The 23496-nt window shown below is 40.3% G+C and carries 20 protein-coding genes and 1 pseudogene; 5 read left to right on the top strand and 16 right to left on the bottom strand.

Features of this window, described 5'->3' with window-relative positions; genetic code table 11:
• Nucleotides 1–78: 78 nt before the first annotated feature.
• The 4 genes from ACTFWY_RS14820 to ACTFWY_RS14805 form a co-directional block, all read right to left on the bottom strand.
• Nucleotides 79–2163 (bottom strand): ABC transporter permease, encoded by a 2085-nt coding sequence (locus ACTFWY_RS14820; protein ID WP_311810587.1) that lies wholly within the window; start codon nucleotides 2161–2163, stop codon nucleotides 79–81.
• Nucleotides 2135–2908, bottom strand: a complete 774-nt coding sequence (locus ACTFWY_RS14815; RefSeq protein ID WP_003126250.1) for an ABC transporter ATP-binding protein — start codon at nucleotides 2906–2908, stop codon at nucleotides 2135–2137. The genes ACTFWY_RS14820 and ACTFWY_RS14815 overlap by 29 nt, the downstream gene beginning before the upstream one ends.
• A 90-nt stretch (nucleotides 2909–2998) precedes the next feature.
• Nucleotides 2999–3946, bottom strand: coding sequence for a sensor histidine kinase (locus ACTFWY_RS14810; protein ID WP_311810586.1), 948 nt, complete (start codon nucleotides 3944–3946; stop codon nucleotides 2999–3001).
• Nucleotides 3943–4638, bottom strand: coding sequence for a response regulator transcription factor (locus ACTFWY_RS14805; RefSeq protein ID WP_003126248.1), 696 nt, complete (start codon nucleotides 4636–4638; stop codon nucleotides 3943–3945). Before ACTFWY_RS14805 ends, ACTFWY_RS14810 begins: the two co-directional genes overlap by 4 nt.
• A gap of 158 nt (nucleotides 4639–4796) precedes the next feature.
• Between ACTFWY_RS14805 and ACTFWY_RS14800 the strand changes: the two genes are divergently transcribed.
• Nucleotides 4797–5414 carry an FMN-dependent NADH-azoreductase gene (locus tag ACTFWY_RS14800; RefSeq protein ID WP_005471177.1) on the top strand — a complete coding sequence of 206 codons (618 nt, stop codon included), beginning with the start codon at nucleotides 4797–4799 and terminating at the stop codon, nucleotides 5412–5414.
• A 93-nt stretch (nucleotides 5415–5507) separates the two neighbouring features.
• Here ACTFWY_RS14800 and ACTFWY_RS14795 read toward each other — a convergent pair whose 3' ends face one another.
• The 4 genes from ACTFWY_RS14795 to tyrS all read right to left on the bottom strand — a co-directional run bounded on the left by ACTFWY_RS14795 (nucleotide 5508) and on the right by tyrS (nucleotide 9240).
• Nucleotides 5508–5894 carry a cytidine deaminase family protein gene (locus ACTFWY_RS14795; protein WP_029486697.1) on the bottom strand — a complete coding sequence of 129 codons (387 nt, stop codon included), beginning with the start codon at nucleotides 5892–5894 and terminating at the stop codon, nucleotides 5508–5510.
• 90 nt (nucleotides 5895–5984) lie between these two features.
• On the bottom strand, nucleotides 5985–6875 hold the full coding sequence (locus tag ACTFWY_RS14790; RefSeq protein WP_060815302.1) for a deoxyribonuclease IV: 891 nt from the start codon (nucleotides 6873–6875) through the stop codon (nucleotides 5985–5987).
• A gap of 101 nt (nucleotides 6876–6976) precedes the next feature.
• Nucleotides 6977–7888: an AEC family transporter gene (locus ACTFWY_RS14785; protein ID WP_219645000.1), complete on the bottom strand. Its 912-nt coding sequence runs from the start codon at nucleotides 7886–7888 to the stop codon at nucleotides 6977–6979.
• 89 nt (nucleotides 7889–7977) lie between these two features.
• The gene (gene tyrS / locus ACTFWY_RS14780; RefSeq protein ID WP_081131618.1) at nucleotides 7978–9240 is read right to left on the bottom strand and encodes a tyrosine--tRNA ligase; all 1263 of its coding nucleotides are present in this window, start codon (nucleotides 9238–9240) and stop codon (nucleotides 7978–7980) included.
• A 193-nt stretch (nucleotides 9241–9433) separates the two neighbouring features.
• Between tyrS and ACTFWY_RS14775 the strand changes: the two are divergent.
• A pseudogene (locus ACTFWY_RS14775) lies at nucleotides 9434–11791 on the top strand (transglycosylase domain-containing protein); the annotation flags it as partial.
• A 236-nt stretch (nucleotides 11792–12027) separates the two neighbouring features.
• Here the strand turns inward: ACTFWY_RS14775 and ccpA are convergent.
• Complete coding sequence (gene ccpA, locus ACTFWY_RS14770; protein WP_060815299.1) at nucleotides 12028–13026, bottom strand: catabolite control protein A; 999 nt, start codon at nucleotides 13024–13026, stop codon at nucleotides 12028–12030.
• A gap of 195 nt (nucleotides 13027–13221) precedes the next feature.
• On the opposite strand from ccpA, the gene ACTFWY_RS14765 reads away from it, so the two are divergent.
• Together ACTFWY_RS14765 and ACTFWY_RS14760 are read left to right on the top strand one after the other, a co-directional pair.
• On the top strand, nucleotides 13222–14322 hold the full coding sequence (locus tag ACTFWY_RS14765; protein WP_156247409.1) for an aminopeptidase P family protein: 1101 nt from the start codon (nucleotides 13222–13224) through the stop codon (nucleotides 14320–14322).
• Nucleotides 14323–14337: 15 nt separating this feature from the next.
• Nucleotides 14338–15204 carry an NAD-dependent epimerase/dehydratase family protein gene (locus ACTFWY_RS14760; protein WP_219644998.1) on the top strand — a complete coding sequence of 289 codons (867 nt, stop codon included), beginning with the start codon at nucleotides 14338–14340 and terminating at the stop codon, nucleotides 15202–15204.
• Nucleotides 15205–15370: 166 nt separating this feature from the next.
• On the opposite strand, the gene ACTFWY_RS14755 is transcribed toward ACTFWY_RS14760, so the two are convergent.
• The 6 genes from ACTFWY_RS14755 to hprK all read right to left on the bottom strand — a co-directional run bounded on the left by ACTFWY_RS14755 (nucleotide 15371) and on the right by hprK (nucleotide 20482).
• A complete protein-coding gene (locus ACTFWY_RS14755; RefSeq protein ID WP_003126236.1) occupies nucleotides 15371–16051 on the bottom strand; it encodes a YtxH domain-containing protein in 681 nt (226 codons plus the stop codon).
• Between the two features lie 14 nt (nucleotides 16052–16065).
• On the bottom strand, nucleotides 16066–16491 hold the full coding sequence (locus ACTFWY_RS14750; protein ID WP_113849578.1) for a DUF948 domain-containing protein: 426 nt from the start codon (nucleotides 16489–16491) through the stop codon (nucleotides 16066–16068).
• Nucleotides 16492–16664: 173 nt separating this feature from the next.
• The gene (gene galU / locus ACTFWY_RS14745; protein ID WP_003126234.1) at nucleotides 16665–17585 is read right to left on the bottom strand and encodes a UTP--glucose-1-phosphate uridylyltransferase GalU; all 921 of its coding nucleotides are present in this window, start codon (nucleotides 17583–17585) and stop codon (nucleotides 16665–16667) included.
• A gap of 18 nt (nucleotides 17586–17603) precedes the next feature.
• Nucleotides 17604–18626 carry an NAD(P)H-dependent glycerol-3-phosphate dehydrogenase gene (locus tag ACTFWY_RS14740; RefSeq protein ID WP_113849577.1) on the bottom strand — a complete coding sequence of 341 codons (1023 nt, stop codon included), beginning with the start codon at nucleotides 18624–18626 and terminating at the stop codon, nucleotides 17604–17606.
• A gap of 74 nt (nucleotides 18627–18700) precedes the next feature.
• Entirely contained in the window at nucleotides 18701–19531 is an 831-nt protein-coding gene (lgt, locus tag ACTFWY_RS14735; RefSeq protein ID WP_103299686.1) for a prolipoprotein diacylglyceryl transferase, read from the bottom strand.
• Nucleotides 19532–19546: 15 nt separating this feature from the next.
• On the bottom strand, nucleotides 19547–20482 hold the full coding sequence (gene hprK / locus ACTFWY_RS14730; RefSeq protein ID WP_003126230.1) for an HPr(Ser) kinase/phosphatase: 936 nt from the start codon (nucleotides 20480–20482) through the stop codon (nucleotides 19547–19549).
• 161 nt (nucleotides 20483–20643) lie between these two features.
• On the opposite strand from hprK, the gene ACTFWY_RS14725 reads away from it, so the two are divergent.
• The gene (locus ACTFWY_RS14725; protein WP_103299684.1) at nucleotides 20644–22344 is read left to right on the top strand and encodes a M3 family oligoendopeptidase; all 1701 of its coding nucleotides are present in this window, start codon (nucleotides 20644–20646) and stop codon (nucleotides 22342–22344) included.
• Nucleotides 22345–22571: 227 nt separating this feature from the next.
• Here the strand turns inward: ACTFWY_RS14725 and ACTFWY_RS14720 are convergent.
• Nucleotides 22572–23496 (bottom strand): bacterial Ig-like domain-containing protein (locus ACTFWY_RS14720; protein ID WP_439939957.1); only part of this gene is annotated, 925 nt, incomplete at its 5' end.

Raw genomic sequence — 23496 nt, 5'->3', positions numbered from 1 at the left:
CAAATTAATCATCTGCTTTGCACAGAAAAAAACCTATCACTCAAACAAAGCGATAGGTTTTGGAAAAAGACTGACTGATTATTCTGTTGGATCTGCATAGCGATCAATTTGTTGATTATAACGTAGTTGACAACAAATATAAAAAATAACTTGGAACAATAAGTAAATACCTACGATTTCACCATAGAACTGCCAAACGGGCAATTCAACTAATAAACGCAGTGCGGTCATCGCAACAGCAAAATGAATCATTGCCACGATAGTTGGCAAAAAATACATAACTTGTAGCTGATGACGCAGAATTTTATGCCGTTCTTTTGGTGAAACACCAAGCACATGCAAGGAGCGATGGTAAGCGCCGTCCTTGTCAAGATCCGCAAACAGGCGGAAATAGATGATTGATGCAGAGAAAATAAAGAAAACGGAGCCCAGTAAAACAGTGATCATTAAAATGAGACCATTGCCTTGACATGTTTCCTGGAAAACTTTGTATTTTGATTGATAACCAATATGAGACGGAATGCCTTCAAGTGCTTTTGACCACTCTTCATCGGACATCTCGTTGACTTTGTCTGCTCCTAATTCATCGTAGATAGCGGATACTTTTTCATCTGTTTCTTTATTTTCTTGATCGATTTGCTGATTGATACCATCAATTAACGTAGGATCGTCTGCCCACTCGGGGTAATCTAACCAAACAAATCCTCCCGAATCTTCAGAATCATCAATTTCTTTTTGCCACTTCTCAAAAGTTTGATCAGTTACAACACCAAGGCCAAAATAGTTCAACGAAAGCATTGAGGGACTATGAACGATCGTCATATCTTGCTGAAAATCGCTATCTCCGCCAATTTCCAGCGGATACACATGTTGTCGTTGGCTTTGGTCAACCGACAACAGTTCTTTACGTCTTGAATAATTGCTGCTAAGTTCAAGCACTTGATCATCCATAACAGGTTCAGCTTTTTCTCCGATTTGGCTCATCAATTTGCGATAATCACTTTCTCGCATCAATGAAAATGCATTGTTCATGTAATATGGATCAGTAGCAATCGCTGGATTTTCAAGATTTGTGTAGGTCTCAATGAGATCCACTTGTTCCATAACCGGATGATAGCCTTGCGCTTCCAATTTTTCTTTCACTTCAAAAGCCTTCGTTTTACCTATTTCATCTTTTTCGTATTCCGAAAAAACATACGCTACACTAATTCCTTGAATCGAAGAAAACGAAGTGTTGCCAATCGCCATCATTACTGCTATTCCTACAAAAGCCACTGATGTACTAATGGCGATCAGACTGTACATTGCCGCATTGTCCCGCATACGAAAAATCCATTCACTAATCGTTAACAAGCGTGTTCCTTGTAAAAAAGAAGGACTTCTTTTAAGTTGTTTCAATAAGTAAACACTAAACTGATAGAAGGACAAGATCGTGCCTGCTACCGTCAACAAAACGCCTAATAAAAGAATCAAAAAACCGTCAGCTTTGAAAGAAAAATAAAACACACATCCGTAGCCGACAAAGAGCAAAAGCACCCCAAGGAATGCATAGATCCGACGACTCACAGGCTCCGGCCTGGGCTTCTCGTTTTCTTTGATCAATGATATGATCTTTTCCCCTTGTAAAGCACGCGTACTAAAAAATGAGATCAGCAGGAACATCAAAAGATACACGCCGATTGTTAATCCCAAACTAGTCAATGGAACCATAAAAGACAATCCGCGATTGAGATGCATCACATTCTGAGCAACAAGCAATAATAGCTTTGTTCCCAAAATTCCTAAGCCAACCCCTAGAAAGGTGGCCAGCGATCCTAATAGCGCATTTTCAATAAATAGAATCCTTCGCAAATCCTTCTCTTCAATCCCTAAAATGAGATAGATCGCGAGATCGCGTTTGCGACGTTTTAAGAAAACAACAAAGGTGTACCAAAGAAACATCAAAGATAAAAATGCAATTACTACTAAAGCAACCGCTAATCCCATCTTAGCTAGACTGGAAATGGTATCGCTCGCTGACAAGTTTTCTTTTAGTTGCGGATGGAGCAAAAGCAGACTAAATATATAAAAAATCATGGCAGCAAATGTACTGCTTACGAAATAAGCAGCATAGGTGCGGAAGTTACCTCTTAAATTACGAATGATCAACTGTCTGAAATTCATGACGGCGACCTCCTAGATGTGCAAGAACATCAAGAATTTTTTGGTAAAATTGTTGCTGATCACTTCCGCGATAGGCCTCATTGTAAAGTTTGCCGTCTTTGATGAAAACAACACGATCAGAGAAACTTGCGGAATAGGGATCATGGGTAACCATCATCGTTGTCACTTGTCGCTGTTTGTTCATTCGGCTCAAAATTTCCATGACATCACGGGCTGCTTTAGAATCTAGATTACCTGTCGGCTCATCCGCAAGCAACAGTTCTGGCTGATGTATCAGCGCTCGAGCAATCGCAACACGCTGCTGTTCTCCACCGGACAACTGATAGATCCGTTTTTTTCTTTTGTCATTGATTCCTAACTCTGTCAAAAGCGCTTCACAGCGCCGTTTCATCTCATCAACCGGTACTCGATCCAATGTTAAGGGCAGCATAACATTCTCTGCCACATTTAGCGGAGACAATAAGTTATAATTTTGAAACACGAAACCTAACTGTCGGCGTCTAAACTCAGCAAGCTGTTGTTTTGGCAATGTCAGCGGTTGGGCGCCATTGATGATGACCGAGCCGGATGTTGGTTGATCCAGAGTCGCAACTAAATTCAGCATGGTGGTTTTACCACTGCCAGAAGGACCCATAATGCTAATAAATTCTCCGGCAGGCACTTTGAGATCAATTTGTTTCAACACTTCCACAGATACTTCACCAGTATACGTTTTAGTGATATTTTTCAACTCTAGTAAAGCCATAGCACTCACTCCTTTGCTGTCAGTGTAACAGGTTTTCTGAAACAAACTTATCGATTGTTTGAAAGATAACTTACAATTTTGTAAGTTTCGTTAGCTCTCGGGAAATTCTAATTGCAGGACAGTCCCTTGACCGACTTCAGAAGCAATCGTAACCGTAATCGAGAGTTTTTGACTAATGAGAGAGACTAAATAGAGTCCCATACCGGTAGCTTCTCCCCGCTGCCGTCCATTGTCACCGGTATAAAAAGGTCGGAACACTCGTGGCAAATCTGCCGCTGAAATGCCACAACCTGTATCTGTAATCGTCAGACTTCTGTTCGCATCATCTAATGCAAAAGTGACTGTTGCTTTGGGATTCGAGTATTTGACGGCATTACTGATCAATTGAAAAAGTAGAATCTGCAACCATTTTTTGTCTGTTGTTATCCAAAAATCAGTCTCATCCTTAATTTTCGGATAAATTTCATGCCGGATGAAATTGCGCTTCTGTTCACCGATGCTTTGCTTGATCAATGCTAATAAGGAGGTTGATTCAATCAAAAAGTCTTCTTCAAAATCTTCCAGACGAACAAAATTCAAGGCTGTGGCTAATCCGCTTTTCAAACGATCCGTCTCTGCTAAAAGATCGTAAGGGTCAATTTGACTACTCTCTGCCATCAGTTCTAGGACTGAGACTGGTGTTTTCATTTGATGGACCCAGATATTCATAAATTTGATATGGGTTTGATGATGGGCATCAATCGCTGCTAGTTGCTCTTGTACATGATGATGGTCGTCATCTAAAAGCTTTTTGACTCTTCTAGCTAAGTAACCAGCGCTTCTTCCAGATAATCCTGTTTTTAGATAGTGGTAGAAACTGCGATTGGCGAGATAATCAATCGTGAAAACTCCTATCGCTAACAAGCCCACTAATAGTAAGCCATAGCCGATCACAAAACCATTGCGATACCCATCTAACCAAACGAGCAAAAAGATCAAAGCAATCGACATCCCAAATAAAGCAATTGCTGGTAATTGAACTTTCAAATATTCTTTCATTCTGGTCTCCCTGCAATAAAAAGAGCATAACCCTTTCCACGAATCGTTTGGATTGGTTCATCAAGACCGAGACTTACCATTTTTTTTCGCAGACGACCAACATTTACTGACAATGTGTTATCATCTACAAAACGTTCATCGTCCCATAATTTATTCAAGATCTGTTCTCTGGAGACCATTTCTGGATAAGCCATCATTAGTAAAGTAAGCAATTCTCCTTCACGAACAGTTAACACTTCTTCCTTTTCTAGATAATTCATCTTTAAAGCCTCAGGATAATAAATCAATTCCCCAGCTTTTAGTTGGCGAGCACGATTGCTCTGTGCATAGTCTCCATATACTCGCCGAATATGACTTTTTATTTTTGCTAAGAGTAATTCATAAGAAAACGGTTTGATCAGAAAATCATCTGCTCCATACTCAAGTGCCATCACTTGATCCATATTACCGTCACGAGCCGAAATAAACAAAATGGGTACCAAGGATTGCTCGCGGATTTTTTGACACCAATAAAAACCATCAAAAAAAGGTAAATTAACATCTAACAAAACCAAATCTGGCTCTATTCTATGAAATTCTTCCAAGATCTTTTCGAAATCCTGCGGAATAAAGGTCTCGAAGGCATAGCGAGACAGCTGACTTTCAATCATTTTGACTAATGACTTGTCATCTTCAATTAGAAATATTTTCACAGTGCACCTCCTGAAGTACTTCTAGTTTACCAAAAGCAACGGATCACTTCCTTAAAAAAATCAGAAAAAGATTGTCTACTTATTTATTGTAAGCAAAATGATTTTATAGTATACTATTTCTCGTGACATGTTAAATATATCTAAAAGGTGGAAAATTGATGAAAAATGTTTTAGTTGTAAAAGCAAATAACCGTCCTGACGGAGTATCTGCAAAAATGTTCGATACTTTTGTAGAAAATCTAGATCGAACAGCAGTAGATGTAGTTACTTTTGATGTTTACGCACAACCAATGCCTTATATCGGACAAACATTGTTCGAAGCATTCGGAAAATTAGCACAAGAACAAGATTTAAACCAAGAAGAACAAGAATTGATGACCGTCCGTCAAGACGTCATGAATAAATTTGCAGCAGCAGATACGATTGTCTTTGCATTTCCTATGTGGAACTTGACGATTCCTGCGGCATTGCACACATTTATCGATTATATTTTCCAAGCCGGTTTCACTTTCTCCTACAATGAAGATGGATCTATGAACCAATTATTGAAAGACAAAGAAGTTGTCTTGTTAAATGCCCGTGGCGGTGTTTACTCAGGTGAAATGAGCGGCATGGAAAGTGCTGTTACATTTATGGAAAAAGTATTTGGTGGTATGTTTGGCATGACGATCAGCGATGAAGTAATCATTGAAGGTCACAATGCAGACCCTTCAAAAACAGAAGAAATCATTGCAGCCGGCCTAGAAAAAGTGGCAGAAGCAGCAAAAAAATTCTAATAAAAAATTAAAAATCTCAGGAATGATAAGCGAACCAACAATGCGAACTAGCAGTTATGGGACAGCTTTATTCCTGAGATTTTTTTATTACTGTTAAACAAGACCGTCTTTCCAATCAAGTGGTAAAAGCTGAGCAAGCGGCAGACTGCCCGCCTTCGTCAAGACTTGCGCAGAAAGATTGTCTTCAGACAGCTGACTGAGAAACTCGCGGCAACGACCACAAGGTGAGATCGGATGCCCCTGCCAGTCCACAGCCACAACTTTTGCAATGTGATGTTCTCCCGCAGTGATCATAGCTGCTGCAGCTGCATGTTCTGCACAAAAACCCATAGAACAACTAGTGTCAATGCACACTCCAGTAAAAACGTTCCCTTCTCTGGTAAGGATGGCTGCTGCAACACCGCCGGATTCTGCCCAGGGAGACAGTTTTCTTGGTGCAATCTTCGCTTGGGCGAAAGTAATCAATTCATCAAACTCCATCTATTCCTCCTGCTAAACCCATTCTTTCTTCAATAATCGAAACAGTTCCAGACTAGGTTAGACTGTTTTTACGCCATAGGATAATGTGGTTCATTGCTCCATGATCTTAGTCAACAAGTCTGGATCAAACGTTTGTTGCTGCAGCATGGCGATTTCAAAACCATAAGGAGCTTTTTTATTCTTTTTGTCTTCTCCAACATAAGGAGTTTCTAAAATTTTAGGGAGTTGTTTCAATTGTTCATGATGGACGATTTTATTCAATGCTTCAAAACCAATCGTTCCAAAACCAATATTCGCATGCCGATCTTTATGGCTGCCTTGGGGATTTTTGGAATCATTGACATGGATTACTTTTAAACGATCCAGTCCAATGACCTTATCAAACTCATTTAAGACACCATCAAAATCTTCTTTGACGTTATATCCAGCATCATTGGTGTGGCAAGTATCAAACGTCACCGAAAGCTTCTCATTCAGCGTAACACCATCAATAATTGCAGCAATTTCTTCAAAACTGCGTCCGATTTCCGTTCCTTTACCAGCCATCGTTTCTAAAGCAATCTGAGCCGTTTGCCCTTTTTCCAAGACTTCGTTCAATCCTTTGATGATTTGCTTGATACCTGCTTCTGGCCCTGCACCAACGTGAGCTCCTGGATGCAATGTGATTTGCGTTGCGCCCAATGCCTGTGCTCGTTGAATCTCCGCTTGTAAAAACGACACCGCAAAGCCAAAATTTTCTGGTTTGATGGTATTTCCCAAATTAATGATATAAGGTGCGTGGACAACAATATTCGAAATGCCTGCTTTCGTCATGAAATCTTGTCCAGCAGCAATATTCATCTCTTCAATTTTCTTACGACGGGTATTTTGTGGAGCCCCCGTATAAATCATAAAGGTAGTTGCTTGGTAGCTTGCTGCTTCCTCTGCCGCTCCCAGCAACATTTTTTTTCCACTCATGGAAACATGTGATCCAATTAACATTGATTGTCTTCCTCCTAAAAATAAGTCTTGTCTATTATGCGAAAAAACATTCATTCATGCTAGTTTTTTGCTTGCCGTTTTCTTTGATTTTATCCACTATATTAAGCCAATCCAAATAAAATCAGTACGAGTGTCATGAGAGGCAAACTAATCAAGAAACTGATAGAAGACACATAGCCGACTGCCTCTTCCTCCATACCTGCCAATACAGAATTGATCACACCGAATAAAGGAATTGGAGCAAATACCAGTAAACACAACACGGGCTTCAAAAAAGCGGGAAGAGGTAAAAAGAAAAAGCAGAGAAATAATAGCAAACCGATTCCATAACGCAAACTCAAAATCTTTCCTACCGTTGCAGCAGCATGTTTCGGTAAACGAAAATCTAAAAACAAACCAATCATGAACATCGATAGAAAGGTATTGGCATTACCGATAGGTTGGACTAGCTGGATCACCCCTTGCGGTAATGAGAGCCCAAAGCTGCGAATCAGCAACATGAATAAATAGCAAGTAAAGGTTGGCGATCGTAATAAATTAAGAATGATTTTTCCTGGCTCAAAAACTGTCCGTTTCCCGATTAGATACTCAATCAAAATGGTGGTGCCTCCTGCCAACATAATACTGTTACCCATATCAAACAATGAAATCAAGGGGATTCCTAATGGATAAAAACTTTGTGCAAAAGGAATCGCGAAATTTCCGATATTGAATCCGGAGCCACAATACATCGAAAACTGACGTAACACATCATTCTCTTTTTTGGTTAGGAAAAAGGCAGTCATAATCTGCACGAACGTGATGATTACCGCAATTAAAATTAATGCCAGTGCGTCCATTTGGATCTGCATATCGGCAAGATTAAGAATGATTGCTGCTGGCAGAGTGACATTGAGGATCACCCGAGACAGAATAGATCCATCCGCTTTTGATAGGACCTTTAGCTGTTTAAGAAAATACCCCAAAAAGATCATTGCAAAGAGACCAGCGGCATTCAAAAATAATTGTCCCATAAACGATCTGTTTCCTCCTCTATTGATTTGAAAAAAAGCGAACCCACTCAGCGGTTCGCTTTTTACTCATTTCACTCTCTAGCAACTGGCTAAAATGTCAACAAGAAATATTTTTTCTTCCCACGGCGAATAACAACATATTTGCCGCCGATACGGTCTTCTTCGTTGATCACGTAATTTAAGTCTTGTTGGCGTTCGCCATTCACATAGATTGCCCCGTTTTGGATATCTTCCCGGGCTTGTCGTTTCGATGCTTCGATTTTCGAAGTAGTCAACAATTCTACAATGTTTAACTCATCATCATTCGAGACTTGATAGGTTGGGACCCCTTTGAATCCTTGTGCAATTTCGTCAGCAGACAGTCCTTTGATATCCCCATTGAACAAGCTTTCAGAAATATGAACAGCTTGCTCATATGCTTTTGCACCATGAACTAATGTGGTCACTTCTTTGGCCAACGCTTTTTGGGCAACTCGTGTTTCTGGTGCAGCTAAGAATTCTTTTTCAATTGCTGCAATTTCTTCAAGGGATAAGAAAGTGAAGTATTTCAAGAATTTCACAGCGTCACGGTCATCCGTATTGATCCAAAACTGATAAAATTCGTAAGGTGTTGTTTTGTCGGCATCTAGCCAAACTGCATTCCCCTCAGTTTTACCAAACTTGGTACCATCTGCCTTAGTAATCAAAGGCATCGTCAAACCAAACCCTTGGACTTCTCGTTCGCGACGTAGCAGTTCAATTCCTGACGTGATATTTCCCCACTGGTCACTGCCTCCAAGTTGCAATAGACAGCCATGTTCATCATAAAGATTTAGGAAGTCATAGGCTTGCAGCAATTGGTAAGCAAATTCGGTATAAGAAATTCCCGTTTCAATGCGGCGTTTTACGCTTTCTTTGCTCATCATGTAGTTGATGGTAAAGTTCTTCCCCACATCACGTAGGAAATCGATCAATTTTAATTCGCCTAACCAGTCATAATTATTGGCTAAAATTGCTGGATTCGTTTGATCCTCAAAGTCAATAAAACGAGACAATTGATTTTTGATACTTTGAGACCATTCCTTGACGGTATCTAATGTATTTAATTGCCGTTCTTGGTCCTTGAAAGATGGATCCCCAATCATCCCTGTTCCTCCGCCTACTAATGCAATAGGAACATGTCCTCGTTGTTGGAAACGGCGCAGCATCAAGATCGGTAAAAGATGGCCAATGTGCAAACTATCAGCGGTTGGATCAAACCCAATATATAGTTTCACAGACTCTTCGTTTAATTGTTTGATCAATGCACTTTCGTCAGTAGTCTGATGAACCAGACCACGACCTTTTAATTCTTCAAAAAAGTCTGAACTCATTTTTTTTCCTCCTAAATCATTACTCACTGTTCATATTAACTGAAAATCCGCCTAAAGAAAAGCCTTAATCCCATTTTGGATCAATCCCGTATTTGTTATAATTTGATTGTGATAACGAGCAAAACTATCCAAGTGCGTTGATTTTTGCTATAATACAACGGAATCTATTCTAATATCATTGAGGTGACCATTTTTGCCCCAAAATAAGAAAAAACAACCAAAATCTCCAAGTACGAAAAAGAGCTGGTTTTATTTCAATATCAGCTTGCGCGTGCTCCATTCGCTCTTTTTAGTCGCAATTTCCTTTTTGATTCTGGGCGGTTCACTCGCACTAGGTATCGGTGTTGGCTATTTTGCATTTTTAGTAGAAGATACCGCTGCCCCGTCAAAAGAAGAACTGCAGCAAGAATTAACTGACATCACAGAGACTTCACAGCTAGCTTATGCGGATGGTAGTAAAATCGCCACGATTCGATCAGATCTGATGAGGACATCGGTTTCTTCAGATAAAATTTCTGATTATCTCAAAAAAGCGATCATTGCAACAGAAGACGAATATTTCAATCAGCATAATGGCGTCGTTCCTAAAGCGGTCGTCCGTGCCCTCCTCTCTGAAGCAACTGGCTTTGGTGGTGGCGGTGGATCGACATTAACTCAGCAATTAGTCAAACAGCAAATTCTCTCAAGCGAAACTACTTTTAAACGCAAAGCCAATGAGATTCTCTTGGCGATGGAAGTCGAAAAGTTTTTCTCTAAAGATGAGATAGTCACAATGTACTTAAATATTTCACCATTTGGTAGAAATAATAAAGGGCAAAATATTGCCGGCGTGCAAGAAGCGGCCCAAGGAATATTTGGCGTCAATGCTGCCGATCTTACACTGCCCCAAGCTGCTTTTATTGCTGGATTGCCACAAAGCCCGATCGTCTATAGTCCGTACACGAATACTGGTGAAATCAAAGAAAATCTCAGTGCCGGTTTAGATCGAAAAGACTTCGTCCTCTTTAGTATGTATCGTAATCATGACATCTCAAAAAAAGAATACGACGAAGCAATGGCTTATGATTTGAAACAAGACTTCAAAAAACAAGAAGCCATTGAGCAGACCGATCAGAGTTTCCTCTATTATACGGTTCTCAATGAAGCCAAAGATATCATCGCTAAACAATTGGCGGACGAAGATAAAGTTAGCGCAGAAGAATACAGTAAAGAAGAAACCTATCAGAAATATTTAGAATTAGCACAACAAAAATTAGTCAATGGTGGTTACACAGTTACCTCTACCATTGATAAAAACATCTATAATGCCATGCAAGACGCTGTGTCCAAATATGGCTATATGCTGGATAACTGGGGCGATGCGCCCATTGAAGTTGGGAATGTCATGATGGATAATGCAACAGGCCGTGTGCTTGGGTTCATTGGTGGTCGCGATTATCAGCAAAATCAATTCAATCATGCGTTCGATGCCCAAAGACAAGCTGGATCAAGTATTAAGCCAATGCTCGTTTACGGTCCTGCCATCGATGAAGGCTTGATGGGTTCTGAATCAATGGTCTCTGATTACGCAGCTAAATGGCGCACTGGTGAAAATGCGGATGAACCAATCGTTAACGCGACAAATAAGGGAACCAATACCTTTATGTCGATTCGAGAATCATTAGAAGTCTCTAGTAATATCGCTGCGACAAACATTTTTCAAGACATTTGGGAGCAAGAAGGTGACCCATTCTTCTCTTATAAGAATTATTTGAGCAAGATGAACTATCCTGAAGACAATAGTTGGGCTTATGAGTCTGCTCCTTTAGGGGTCACCAATGTAACTGTTTTAACTCAGACCAATGGATTCCAAACGTTAGCAAACAAAGGCGTTTACCAGGAAGGTTATGTGATTGAATCGATCAAGAACAACGAAGGCGAAGTCTTGTATCAGCATGAACAAAAACCAGTTCAAGTCTTCTCTGAAGCAACAGCATCAATCATGAATGACATGATGCGCAGTGTAATTGACGAACAAAAGACGTCTAACTTTAAATCCGTTGTTAGCGGTCTGGATTGGAACCTTGGAAATGCCGATTGGGTCGGTAAAACAGGTTCGACAAACAATTGGTCCGATTCTTGGCTCGTAGTCTCAACTCCTTCCATTACCATCAGTAGCTGGTCCGGTCGTGATGACAACAAAGCCACCGATAGTAGTGCCGGAACACGTACCGCTCAATACATGGCTTATTTGATCAATCGCATTTATCAATCCGACCAGAAGGTCTTTGGAGTAGATAAAAAATTCGAGTTATCCGATGATGTCAAAAAGGTCAAAGTGTCTAAGGCTACAGGAACACTTCCAGGCGGCACGGTCACAGTAGATAACACAAGAAGAACCAATCCAAGCGACACAGTCACTTCGTATTGGACAAAAGGCGGTCCCAAAGAAGCATCCTTTGAATTTGGGATTGGCGGATCGAATGCCAATTATGCAGATTATTGGAAGAAAATCGCCCCTAGCCGAACAACAACATCTACTTCTACCAATACAGCCACGAACAATGGCTCTTGAAGTACCAATAAAGAAGAAAACGCCACGAACAATAACAATAATCAAAAAGAAGCAGAAAAAACGGAAGAAAGGAAAAACGAGCAGAAAGAGGATGACTGATTACGTCATCACAGTCATTTGCCAAAATCTGTTTTACCTGAAGAACGGGAAGCACATCGTTGCTCCTGTTCTTTTTTATATCTATATGTAAATAAAAAAACCGCTCCTAAGAACGGTTTCTTCTTTTTTCTCACTTATTTCGTTGAACTCTTTTCAGAGATACCATATGGTAAAACAATTGTTTTTTGTTCTACTTCTTCTTTGTTCATCATTTTCGTTAGTAAACGCATCGCTACAGCACCCATGTCATATAAAGGCTGTGTCACGCTAGATAAACGTGGACGGGCAGCTTCTGCCAATAAAGAATTGTTGCTTGTAATGATTTCAAATTCTTCAGGTACTTTGACACCTCGGTCAATCAAACCGTCTAGAACACCGATAGCAAGTTCATCGTCTGTTACATATGCCGCTGTCGCTCCACTGTTCATGATTCGTTCAACTAATGCCAAGCCTTCTTTAAAGCTATAAGGCGCTTCAAAAATCAAGCCTTCTGAATAGTCTAAGTTGTTTTCTTTTAACGCTTCTTTATACCCTTTCAACCGGTTTTGACCGTTGATTGGATCAATCAATGCACCGCTGACAAAAGCGATCTTTTGATTGTTTTTGGCTAGTAAACTTACTGCATCTTTCGTAGCTGCTGTATAATCAATGTTCACGCTCCCCACTTGTTCATCGGGATCGATTGAGCCAGCAAGTACCACTGGTGTTTTTGAACGCGAAAATTCGCCACGGATTTCATCAGTGATCCGATGACCCATGAAAATCACACCGTCTACTTGTTTTGCCAAAAGATTGTTCAGTACGTTTACTTCCTTCATACTATCGCCATCGGAATTCGCCAAGATAATGTTGTATTTGTACATCGTTGCTACGTCATCGATCCCACGAGCCAATGAAGAAAAGAACATATTGCTGACATCGGGAATGATTACACCGACTGTAGTTGTTTTTTTGCTAGCCAATCCTCGTGCAACAGCATTTGGACGATAATCTAAGCGGTCAATGACTTCCAGAACCTTCTTACGTGTCGCTGGCTTAACATTTGGATTGCCGTTCACGACACGAGAAACCGTCGCCATCGAAACATTTGCCTCACGAGCAACATCATAAATCGTAATTGTTTGTTTTTCCATGATATATCTCCCTTTATTCTGTTTTCAGAAAATCTTATTTACATTTCTTTGATAGAATAGCAAACTTTTTGCGAATATGCAACCGTTTTAATTCCGCTTTCATGAAAACTTAGTCAATTTTACATATTTACGGACAAGCATTCTCCAGTAAAGCGTGCTAAAATGGAGAAAGAATACTTGAAAGAAGGTTTTTTCATGAATAAAGAAAAAATACAAGAAATGACAACGTGGTTAGCCAGCAATCAAGCTGAGGTCGCTTATATCTCAAATCCTTCAACGATTGCCTATTTTTCAGGTTTCAAGAGTGAACCTCATGAACGCGTATTAGCACTCTTTCTCTCACCTGATAATGACCCTTTCCTATTTACACCAGCTTTAGAAGTTGAAGAAGCTAAAAATAGTGGCTGGCCCTACGATGTGATTGGTTATTTAGATAGTGAAGATCCTTGGAAAAAAATCTGTTCAGAGCTAGAATCTCGTTATCACCTCAAACGATTAGCACTAGAAAAGAATGATTTGACTGTTGAACGTTTCGAAGCATTGAATGGTTTCCTTCCAGGAACTGATTTTTCACTTGATATCACTCCTGTGATCCAGAAAATGCAATTAACCAAAACAGCAGCGGAAATCGACACATTGCTTGAAGCAGGTAATTGGGCAGACGTCGCTTTTGAGATTGGTTTTTCTGCTGTCAAAGAAGGTATTTCTGAAATGGAGATCGTTGCAGAGATTGAATATCAACTCAAAAAACGCGGCGTTTCCCACATGTCCTTTGATACGACGGTCTTAGCAGGTGCCAATGCTGCAAGCCCTCATGGGGTTCCAGGTAAACAACAAATCAAACCAAATGAACTAATTCTCTTCGACCTAGGTGTGATCTGGAATGGCTATTGCAGCGACGCAACGCGTACCATTGCCTATCACGAGCCGACTGAATTGCAACGAAATATCTATGATATCGTCCTTGAAGCGGAACTGACTGCCCAAGCAGCTGTTAAACCAGGCATTACTGCGGGTCAACTGGATGAAATTGCTCGTGGGGTCATCGAAAGTCATGGATACGGTGAATACTTCAATCATCGATTGGGTCACGGAATCGGCACAACGGTTCATGAATTTCCATCATTGATTACCGGGAATGATTTGGTGATTGAAGAAGGCATGTGTTTCTCCATCGAACCTGGGATTTACATTCCTGAACAAGTCGGTGTTCGTATCGAAGATTGTATCTATGTTACTGAAACTGGTTGTGTGCCGTTTACAAAAACTGCAAAAGAGCTACTAGTATTGAATTAAAAAAGGAGATGGATTATGACGCAAAATGTATTGGTTTTAGGTGGGACACGCTTTTTTGGCAAACATCTCGTCAATGAACTGCTTACACAGGATGCGAACGTAACGATTGCTACTCGTGGAAAAACACCAGACTCATTTGGTCCAAAGGTAACTCGATTGATTTTTGACAGAGAAGATGAAGACAGTATCCGATCTGTTTTGACAAAAGAAACTTATGATGTGATTTACGATAATATCGCCTATACCTCCAATGATATTGATATTTTGATGCGTCATGTCACTACCGAACGCTATATTGTCACAAGCTCTATGTCTGTTTATCCAACTTTCCATGACAATCTGGTCGAGAAAGATTTTGATCCAACAGCACATGCTTATCGTCTTGTGACCTCAGAACAAGTGAACTATGCAGAAGGAAAACGCAGTGTCGAGGAGATTTTAAGCCAAAAATACTCACAAAATTCGGCATTTGTCCGCTTTCCTTATGTGGTGGGAATTGATGACTATACCAAACGATTCTCTTTCTATATTCAATCCGTTTGTCAAAAAAAAGCCATGTTTATTGACAATCTTTCCCATCAAATGAGTTTTATCGATTCTAAAGAAGCAGGAAAATTTTTAGCATTTTTAGGAACCAGTTCCTTTACAGGCCCCGTCAACGCTGCTGCTAAAGGTACCCTCTCACTGGCAGAAATTTTAGCTTATGTCTCAAAAGAAACTGGCATTGACCCACTTTTATCACCTACCGGAGAAGCCGGAAAATACAATGGCACGCCTGAATATTCGATAAATGTAGCACTAGCTGAAGCAAACGGCTTTCAATTCTCCCAACTATCTGATTGGATCTACTCACTATGTGATCAAGAGATCAAAAATGCTTAACTATGTGCGCCTTCGCTAAAAAAAACACATCCAAACTAGAAATAAATGCGTCTGTGATCTGTTTGATCGCAGGAACCGTGTTGTCACGGCTCGGCATTTTATCTTCGTTTGGATGTTTTTTTGCTACCGATTAAAAGCAGCTCCTTTAACTTTCAAAAGAGAAAGATTATGCTTCTGGATTATTTTTTTCCATTTTATCTTTTAATTCTTCTTTGACTTCTTCAAAATCTTCTTTCGCATCTTTGGCTTCTGATTTTGTTGTTGCTTTTACATCAGCCGCTTTTTTATTTGCTTCATGTTTCAATTCGTTTGCTGCTGATTTTGTTTCTTTTGCAGCATCATCTACGATTGGTTTAGCCTCTTCTGCCCCTTCTTTTACCGTTTCCTTCATGTCTGCAGCGGAAGATTTTGCATCAATAAAAATGTCTTCTGCTGTTTCTTGGACGTCTTCATGAAGATCACTAGCAGAATTTTTGACTTCGTCAGCAGATTTTTTGAAGCGCTCAGATAAATCTCCTGCCTGTTTTTTTAATTCTTCAACTGTATCGCTAGAAGAACTAGCTGCATTATCTTTTAAGTCATCTACTTTTGCAGTCAATGAATCAGTAAAACCTGAAGCTTGTTCGCCAAGTTTAGCTGCTTTATCTTTAGCGATCTCCACTAAATCGGTACTTTTATCTTTAGCCATATCACCATAATCAGAAGCTTTATCCAATAAATCATCGGCTTGTTTGGCTAGTTTGTTTCGCAAGTTTTTACCTGACTCGGGTGCTAATAACAGGGCTGCTACCGCTGCTGCTGTCCCACCAATTACTGCACCTAATAGAAATCCACCTTTTTTACTCATTGAAATTCCTCCTCTTATTGTTTTTTGTTACGGTCTTTGAAAAACTTCATTGCTGTTTGACCTACTTTACCAGCAACAGTTGCTTTAGCCGTTGTTCGACCTAAACTGCCAACTCGCGAGACCAAGTTCTTTCCTGAACTATTCAATTCAGAGACGCTGGTACTTAAATCTGCTACTGCAGTAAAGAGCGGATCAATGGTCGCAACTTTGCCATTTACATCCTGCAGCAATTCATTGGTCTTAACCAACAATCCCTCCACTTCTTTTGAAAGGATATCTACGTCTTGGGTGATGACTCGAATCGTGGTATTGGCTTCTTCCACTGTTTTGTCCACTTTGGTCATCGTTTTGCTTACTTGCATCAATAATCGTACAACAAAAACGACAAGTACGACGAATGCAATCGCAGCGATCAATGCTGCAATCTCTCCTCCTGTCATAAAATGTCTCCTTCCCCTTTTACTTATATTAAGAATAGCATTTCAAACGGCGTTCTACAAATAAAAGACTAGCGAATTTTGTTTTTTTTACTAAAATCTATCCGCTTTCATACAAAACCAAAAAAATGCCGAACAACTTTGATTGATCGTCAGTTGTTCGGCAAGCGTTCTTCTTACTTGTTCTCTTTTGTTGGTTTTGGCTGGGTTGCTGTTTTTTCAGTTGGTGTTAATTCTTTACTCAATTCAATCAAGTATTCTTTTAGGCTGTCTTTGACTTCTGGGTGTTTCAAGCCATATTCAATGCTTGTCTTCAAGAAACCAAATTTATCACCAACATCATACCGTTTACCAGTAAATTGGCGAGCAAATACGCGTTGTGTTTTATTCAACGTATCAATAGCATCAGTCAACTGAATCTCATTGCCGGCACCTGGTTTTTGATTAGCTAAGATATCAAAAATTTCTGGGGTCAACAAATAGCGGCCAATAATTGCCAAATCACTAGGCGCTTTGTCTGGAGCAGGTTTCTCCACAAAGTTCTTCACGTTGTATAATCCTTTATCAACTTGCATGCCAGGATCAATAATCCCATATTTTGATGTGTCTTCATGCGGAACATCCATCACAGCAATCGTTGAAGCATGCGTTGTTTCGTAATCATCGATCAATTGCTTCGTTAATGGGACTTCATCTTCCATCAAGTCGTCGCCAAGCATTACCACGAAGGGCTCATTTCCTACAAAGGCTCTTGCTTGTAGGACAGCATGCCCTAACCCTTTAGGATGTGATTGACGAATGAAGTGAAGATTAACATCTGTGGTTTCTTCGACCAATTTCAATAATTCAGTTTTGCCTTTTTCTTGCAGATTCATTTCTAGTTCTAAGTTTGCATCGAAATGGTCTTCAATTGGGCGTTTTGCTTTTCCGGTAACGATCAAAATATCTTCGATACCTGATTGTAAAGCTTCTTCAACAATAAATTGGATCGTTGGTTTATCAACGATCGGCAACATTTCCTTAGCCATTGCTTTTGTTGCCGGTAAAAAACGGGTCCCTAATCCTGCTGCTGGAATAACTGCTTTTTTTACATTCATTTGTCTCTCTCCTTATCGTTACTTTTCAAGCGTAAACTCGTTCTCTTCTTTGCCATCTCTCAGCATGATTTCTTTGGCTGCTTGTTCGATTGCTTTTCCTTCATAAAGAACAGAATAAATGGTTTCGGTGATCGGCATTTCAACACCTAAAGCTGCTGCCAGTTCTCGCGCTGCTTTTGTCGTCGCTACACCTTCAACGATCATTCCCATGTTTTCTAATACTTCATCCAAACTGTGTCCTTTACCAAGTAAGTTTCCCGCACGCCAATTTCGTGAATGAACACTCGTACAAGTCACAATCAAATCACCGACACCACTCAAACCGATAAAGGTCAATGGATTGGCTCCCATAGCTACTCCTAGTCGGCTGATTTCAGCTAACCCGCGGGTCATGATCGCCGCTTTTGCGTCGTCTCCAAAGCCTAAACCAGCAATTGCTCCCGCACCGATTGCGATGATATTTTTTAATGCTGCACCAGTCTCAACCCCGATTACATCATTGTTCGTATAAATACGGAAATAGTCATTCATGAACAATTCCTGCACATATTTTGCTGATTCTTCATTTTCACTCGCTGCAGTAATGGTAGTAATATCATGGACAGCCACCTCTTCTGCATGAGAAGGTCCAGATAACACAACAATATCTTGTCGTTTCTCTGTAGGAATCTCTTCTGCCAAAATTTCAGATATTCTCTTGTGACTTCCTTGCTCTAATCCTTTCGATGCATGGATGATCACGGGACGATTGGTTGCCTTTTCGGCAAACTCTTTAGCGACCGCCCGAATTGCTTTCGTCGGTACAACGAAAAGAATGGCATCTGCATCAATGATCGCTTCTTCAAGAGCCTTAACACCTAAAATATTTTCTGGTAGCTTCAAATCCGGCAGATAATGACGATTCGTATGGTACGTATTGATTTCATCGATTTGAGCTGGATTGTTGCCCCAAATTTTCACTTCATGACCATTCTCGGATAACACTTGCGCAAGCGCAGTCCCCCAAGAGCCAGGGCCTAATACGGCTATTTTTTGTTTCACGATGGAAACCTCCTCTGTTCATTTACAATAAAACTTCACTCAATCATTTTACCATAGTTGCTGAAAAATAACTGCTAGATTACATATTCATTTTCTCCATAGGAACGGTTGTAATCTTTTACTTTTGTTTTTTTACGGCGCCAGATCAAGACGATGATTGCACCAAAGAATAACACAGCTGATAAGACTTGCGATACTCGGATCGGTCCAAACAAGTACAAACTATCCGTTCTCATTCCTTCAATGAAGAAGCGTCCAAAACCGTACCAGATCAGATACCCTAGGAAGACTTCGCCTTCTTTTAAAAGTCCTTTTTTCTTACGGAGTAAGACCAAAACAATAAAACCTAAAACATTCCAGACAGATTCGTATAAGAATGTTGGTTGTCGATAAGCTCCATCGATATTCATATTATCAATAATAAAATTAGGTAGATGGAGACTTTCTAGAAAGGAACGGCTGACTTCTGCGCCGTGAGCTTCATGATTCATGAAATTCCCCCAACGTCCAATTCCTTGTGCCAACAACACGCTAGGTGCTGCAATATCCAAAAAGGTCACTGGTGAAATAAAATTGCGTCGGCAAAAGAAATACAGCCATATTCCTCCAGCGATCAAAGCCCCATAGATTGCCAATCCCCCAGAACGAGTATTGAAAATTTGAATTGGATCTTTCAAATAAGGTTCTAAATCAAATAGGACGTAATACAGTCTGCCCCCGATAATTGAAACTGGCAAGCCAATCAACATAAAGTCCGTTACATCATCGGCCTTCAATCCCACACGGACTGCTTCTCTCGTACTCAACCACATCGCAATGATGACACCGGAGACAATAATGATCGCATACCAATAGATTGGCAGACCGAACAACTCAAAAGCAACACGATTTACTAAAGCTAACATATAAACTGTTCCTCTCTAATTTCCAGAATTTTCTTCGATCAACTGTGTCAATCGATTCTCAAACGTTTGTGTCGCATCATAACCCATTGTTTTTGCCCGGAAATTCATGGCTGCAACTTCAATAATGATGGCGACATTTCGTCCGGTTTTTACTGGAATCTTGATTTGCGGGATATCTACTTCACCAATCTGAACAGTTGTATCATCCGTACCTAAGCGATCATATTTTTTATCTTTAGCCCACGCTTCAAGGTAAACTGCCAACTGCACTTGCATATAGCCTCTGACTGCACTGGCACCAAATAAGTTCATGACGTCGATAATTCCGATTCCGCGAATTTCAATTAGATGTTGGAGGATTTTGGGCGGTTCTCCCACCAGTGTCAGTTCATCTTGCTTATAAACATCTACTCGATCATCAGCAATCAGCCGGTGTCCACGCTTGATCAACTCTAATGCCGTCTCGCTTTTCCCGATGCCACTATCTCCTTGAATCAAGACACCTAATCCATAAACATCTACCAAAACTCCATGTACGCTTGTTCGAGCTGCTAATCGTCCATCTAAATAGCTCGAAAGTTCACCTAGCAATCGTGAAGTTGAAATAGGCGAACGCAAAATTGCGATATTGTGCTCTGCACAAGCTTGGATCATTTCCTCTGGGATAGCCAATCCTCTAGAAACAATGAATCCAGGTGTATCTTCTGAACACATTTTACGCAAGACCATCAACCGCTCTTCCGGCATCATTCGTTCAGCAAAAGTAATTTCTTTACTTCCAAATAGTTGTAATCGATCATGGGAATAATAATTGAAATAGCCGGTCAATTCCAACCCCGGTCGCGAAATATCCCCGGTGATGATTGTCCGTTCCAAACTTGTTTCATCCCCTTGGACGATCTCTAAGTTCAAAGCCTCAGCCAACTCATTGACCTTGACGGTTTCTGTCATAATAGTCCCTCTCTTCATCTCCATTGATTCTTCAGCTGCTTCTTTTTCGCAAACTGTTCCTCTCTATTTTATCATTCTATCTTAAAACTTACTACACGTGTTATTGGAACTACCTATTTCTTTTTATTTTATGCTATTATTTTTAAAGAGGAGGGATTTAATTGAAATTTTCAGACTATACTTACGTACGACCAGATTTTGATTCTTACAAACACAATTATTTGGAAGCGTTACACAACCTTGAGGAAGCAGCCAACCTTGAATCTGCGAAAGCAGCCATCGATGAATTGAATTATTTGCGGGGAACGATCGACACGGCAGTCAACTTGGCTTCAATTCGACACTCAATTGATACGACGGATCCGTATTATGAAGCAGAAGATACATTTTGGAATGAGTACCAGCCTCATTTTGAATCACTGGATTTTCGTTTCTACCGTTGTCTACTCGCTTCACCGCTAGTGGAAGAATTAAAAACTATCTATCCAGAAACGTTCTTTTTATTTGCTGAAAGTCGCGTGAAGTTATTTGATGAATCACTGATCGAATTATTCCAAAAAGAGAATCAACTGACTTCTGATTACGGCAAATTGATTGCTTCCGCCCAGCTGGAGTTCCAAGGAGACAGCTATACCCTTGCACAACTACGCCCTTTTACTGAACACAAAAATCGTGAAATTCGTTTGGAAGCAATAAACATTCAAACAGCATTTTTTGCTGAAAATGAAACGACATTCGACACAATTTATGATGAATTGATCAAAGTGCGTACAGAAATCGCCCATAAATTAGGCTTCGAAAATTATGTTGCTTTTGCAGATGTCCAAATGAACCGCTGGGATTATGATCGCAAAATGATCGAAACCTATCGAAAGGAAATTTTAGAAAAAGTTGTCCCAATCACTCAAAAGCTGTATGCCCGCCAAGCAAAACGTAATCAGCTATCAAAAGCCACTTTTGCGGATTTGCCATTGGTCTATCCGAACGGAAATGCAACACCGAAAGGCACCGCAAACGAATTAGTGGAGAAAGCCCGTACCATGTATCATGAACTGTCTCAAGAAACAGGTGAATTCTTTGACTTCATGGTTGATCATGAGCTCTTGGATCTTTTAAGCAAAAAAGGCAAGCAATCTGGGGGTTACTGTACCTTTATCCAGGAATATCAATCTCCTTTTATTTTTGCGAATTTCAACGGGACTGCTGCTGATGTAGATGTCTTGACTCATGAAGCTGGTCATGCATTTCAAGCGTTTCAGTCTCGTTGGATCAAAGAGCCAGAAATTCTTTTTCCAAATTTCGAGTCTTGTGAGATTCATTCCATGTCAATGGAATTTATCGCTTGGCCTTGGATGGATGCTTTTTTTGAAGAGGAAACTGCAAAGTACAAGTTCGCTCATCTGGCTAGCAGTCTACAATTTCTACCTTACGGCGTGTTAGTTGATCACTTCCAACAAGAAGTCTACGAAAATCCTGATTGGACTCCAGAGCAACGCAAAACTTGTTGGAGAGACCTGGAACGCCGCTATTGTCCAGAACGTGACTACAGTGAATTTCCTGATTTGGATCGCGGGCTTTACTGGTTTAGACAAGGACATATTTTTGAGTCACCCTTTTATTATATCGACTATACGTTAGCTCAAGTTTGTGCCTTTCAATTTTGGTATCGTTCGATCGTAGCCCAAGATCCTACTGCTTGGCAAGATTATTTGGCCATTTGTCAAGTCGGCGGCACACAAACATTTCTTGAAATTCTCGAAACAGCTCACTTACGTTCGCCCTTTGAAAAAGGTGCGTTAGATGATACTCTGAAGGCTGTTGATGATTACCTAGAGAATGTTTCCGAAGAACAACTAAAATAGACCACACAATCCACGGAACGAACGAATCATCATTGATTTGTTCGTTCCATTTTTCATTGCAGTCCTTTAAATAAACGACATGCAGTCACGAACTAGTCAACCAGGTACGTTAAAAGAATAGTCAGCTCTTTTTTTGCCAGCTGCTAGGACTAACTTACTAAGGACCAACAAAAAAGCAACGAATACTCGCTGCTTTCTTGCTTGGCTATTGAGCCAATTTTATAAGCTTATTCGTTCGCTTTTTTCTTTCTTCTAAAGAAGAAGGTAACAACAAGCCCAATGAATGCAATCCCCACTAATGGATAAACTTGATTGTCACTCGAACCAGTTTTTGGCAAAACTCGCTGTTGACGATCTTTAGCAGTTGCTTTGATCAGCTTACTTCCAACATTTGACTTTGGATCAACTGGTTTAGTTTGATCGTTGTCGTTAGATTTTTTTCCATCGTCCGTTGCTGGTTGTTTTTCGATCACTTGAATCGTAGCCGTTGCCGTAACAGCCAATTGTTTGGTTGTCCCAAATATGCGCTCAAACAGCGCTGGATTTGCTACTTTCTCATCTGAAACAACAGAATAGTTCACCTGATAAGTACCGACCTTGCTGGTATCAACAGATCCTTCAATAAGAAGTCGTTCAATTGATAAGGTATTGCCCTCACGATCAGTTGCTGAAACAAAATTGTTCTTAGCCTCCCATTGATCGCCTACATACACTACTGAGTCCTTAACAACTACGCTTGTTTGATCTGCTAAAACTGTGATCGTAGCTATTGCTTCAACTTTACCATTGCGGTAGCTGATTTCATATTTGCCAGGTGTCGTAGTATCGACATCCCCTGTTATATCCAATTCAGCTACTGACAACGTTTTTCCCTCTTTATCCGTCGCAGAGACAAAGTTATCTTCTGCCTGCCATGTGTCTCCTACGTAGAGCGTACTATCTTTGGCTACCACGGTTGCTTGATCAGACACGACGGTAATCGTTGCCACTGCCTTAGCTGTTCCATTGGTATAGGTCACTTGATAACTACCTACTTTTGATGTATCAACATCGCCGCTAACAGTTACTTCAGCGATTGACAATGATTTTCCATCTTTATCTGTAGCAGAAACAAAATTGTCTTCGGCTAGCCATGTGTCTCCTACATACAAT

Source organism: Enterococcus sp. 125944 (assembly GCF_051909435.1).
Taxonomy (GTDB): Bacteria; Bacillota; Bacilli; order Lactobacillales; family Enterococcaceae; genus Enterococcus_D; species Enterococcus_D gallinarum.
Note: the sequence above shows the minus strand (reverse complement) of the source record. Positions and strands in the feature narration are given on the sequence as shown.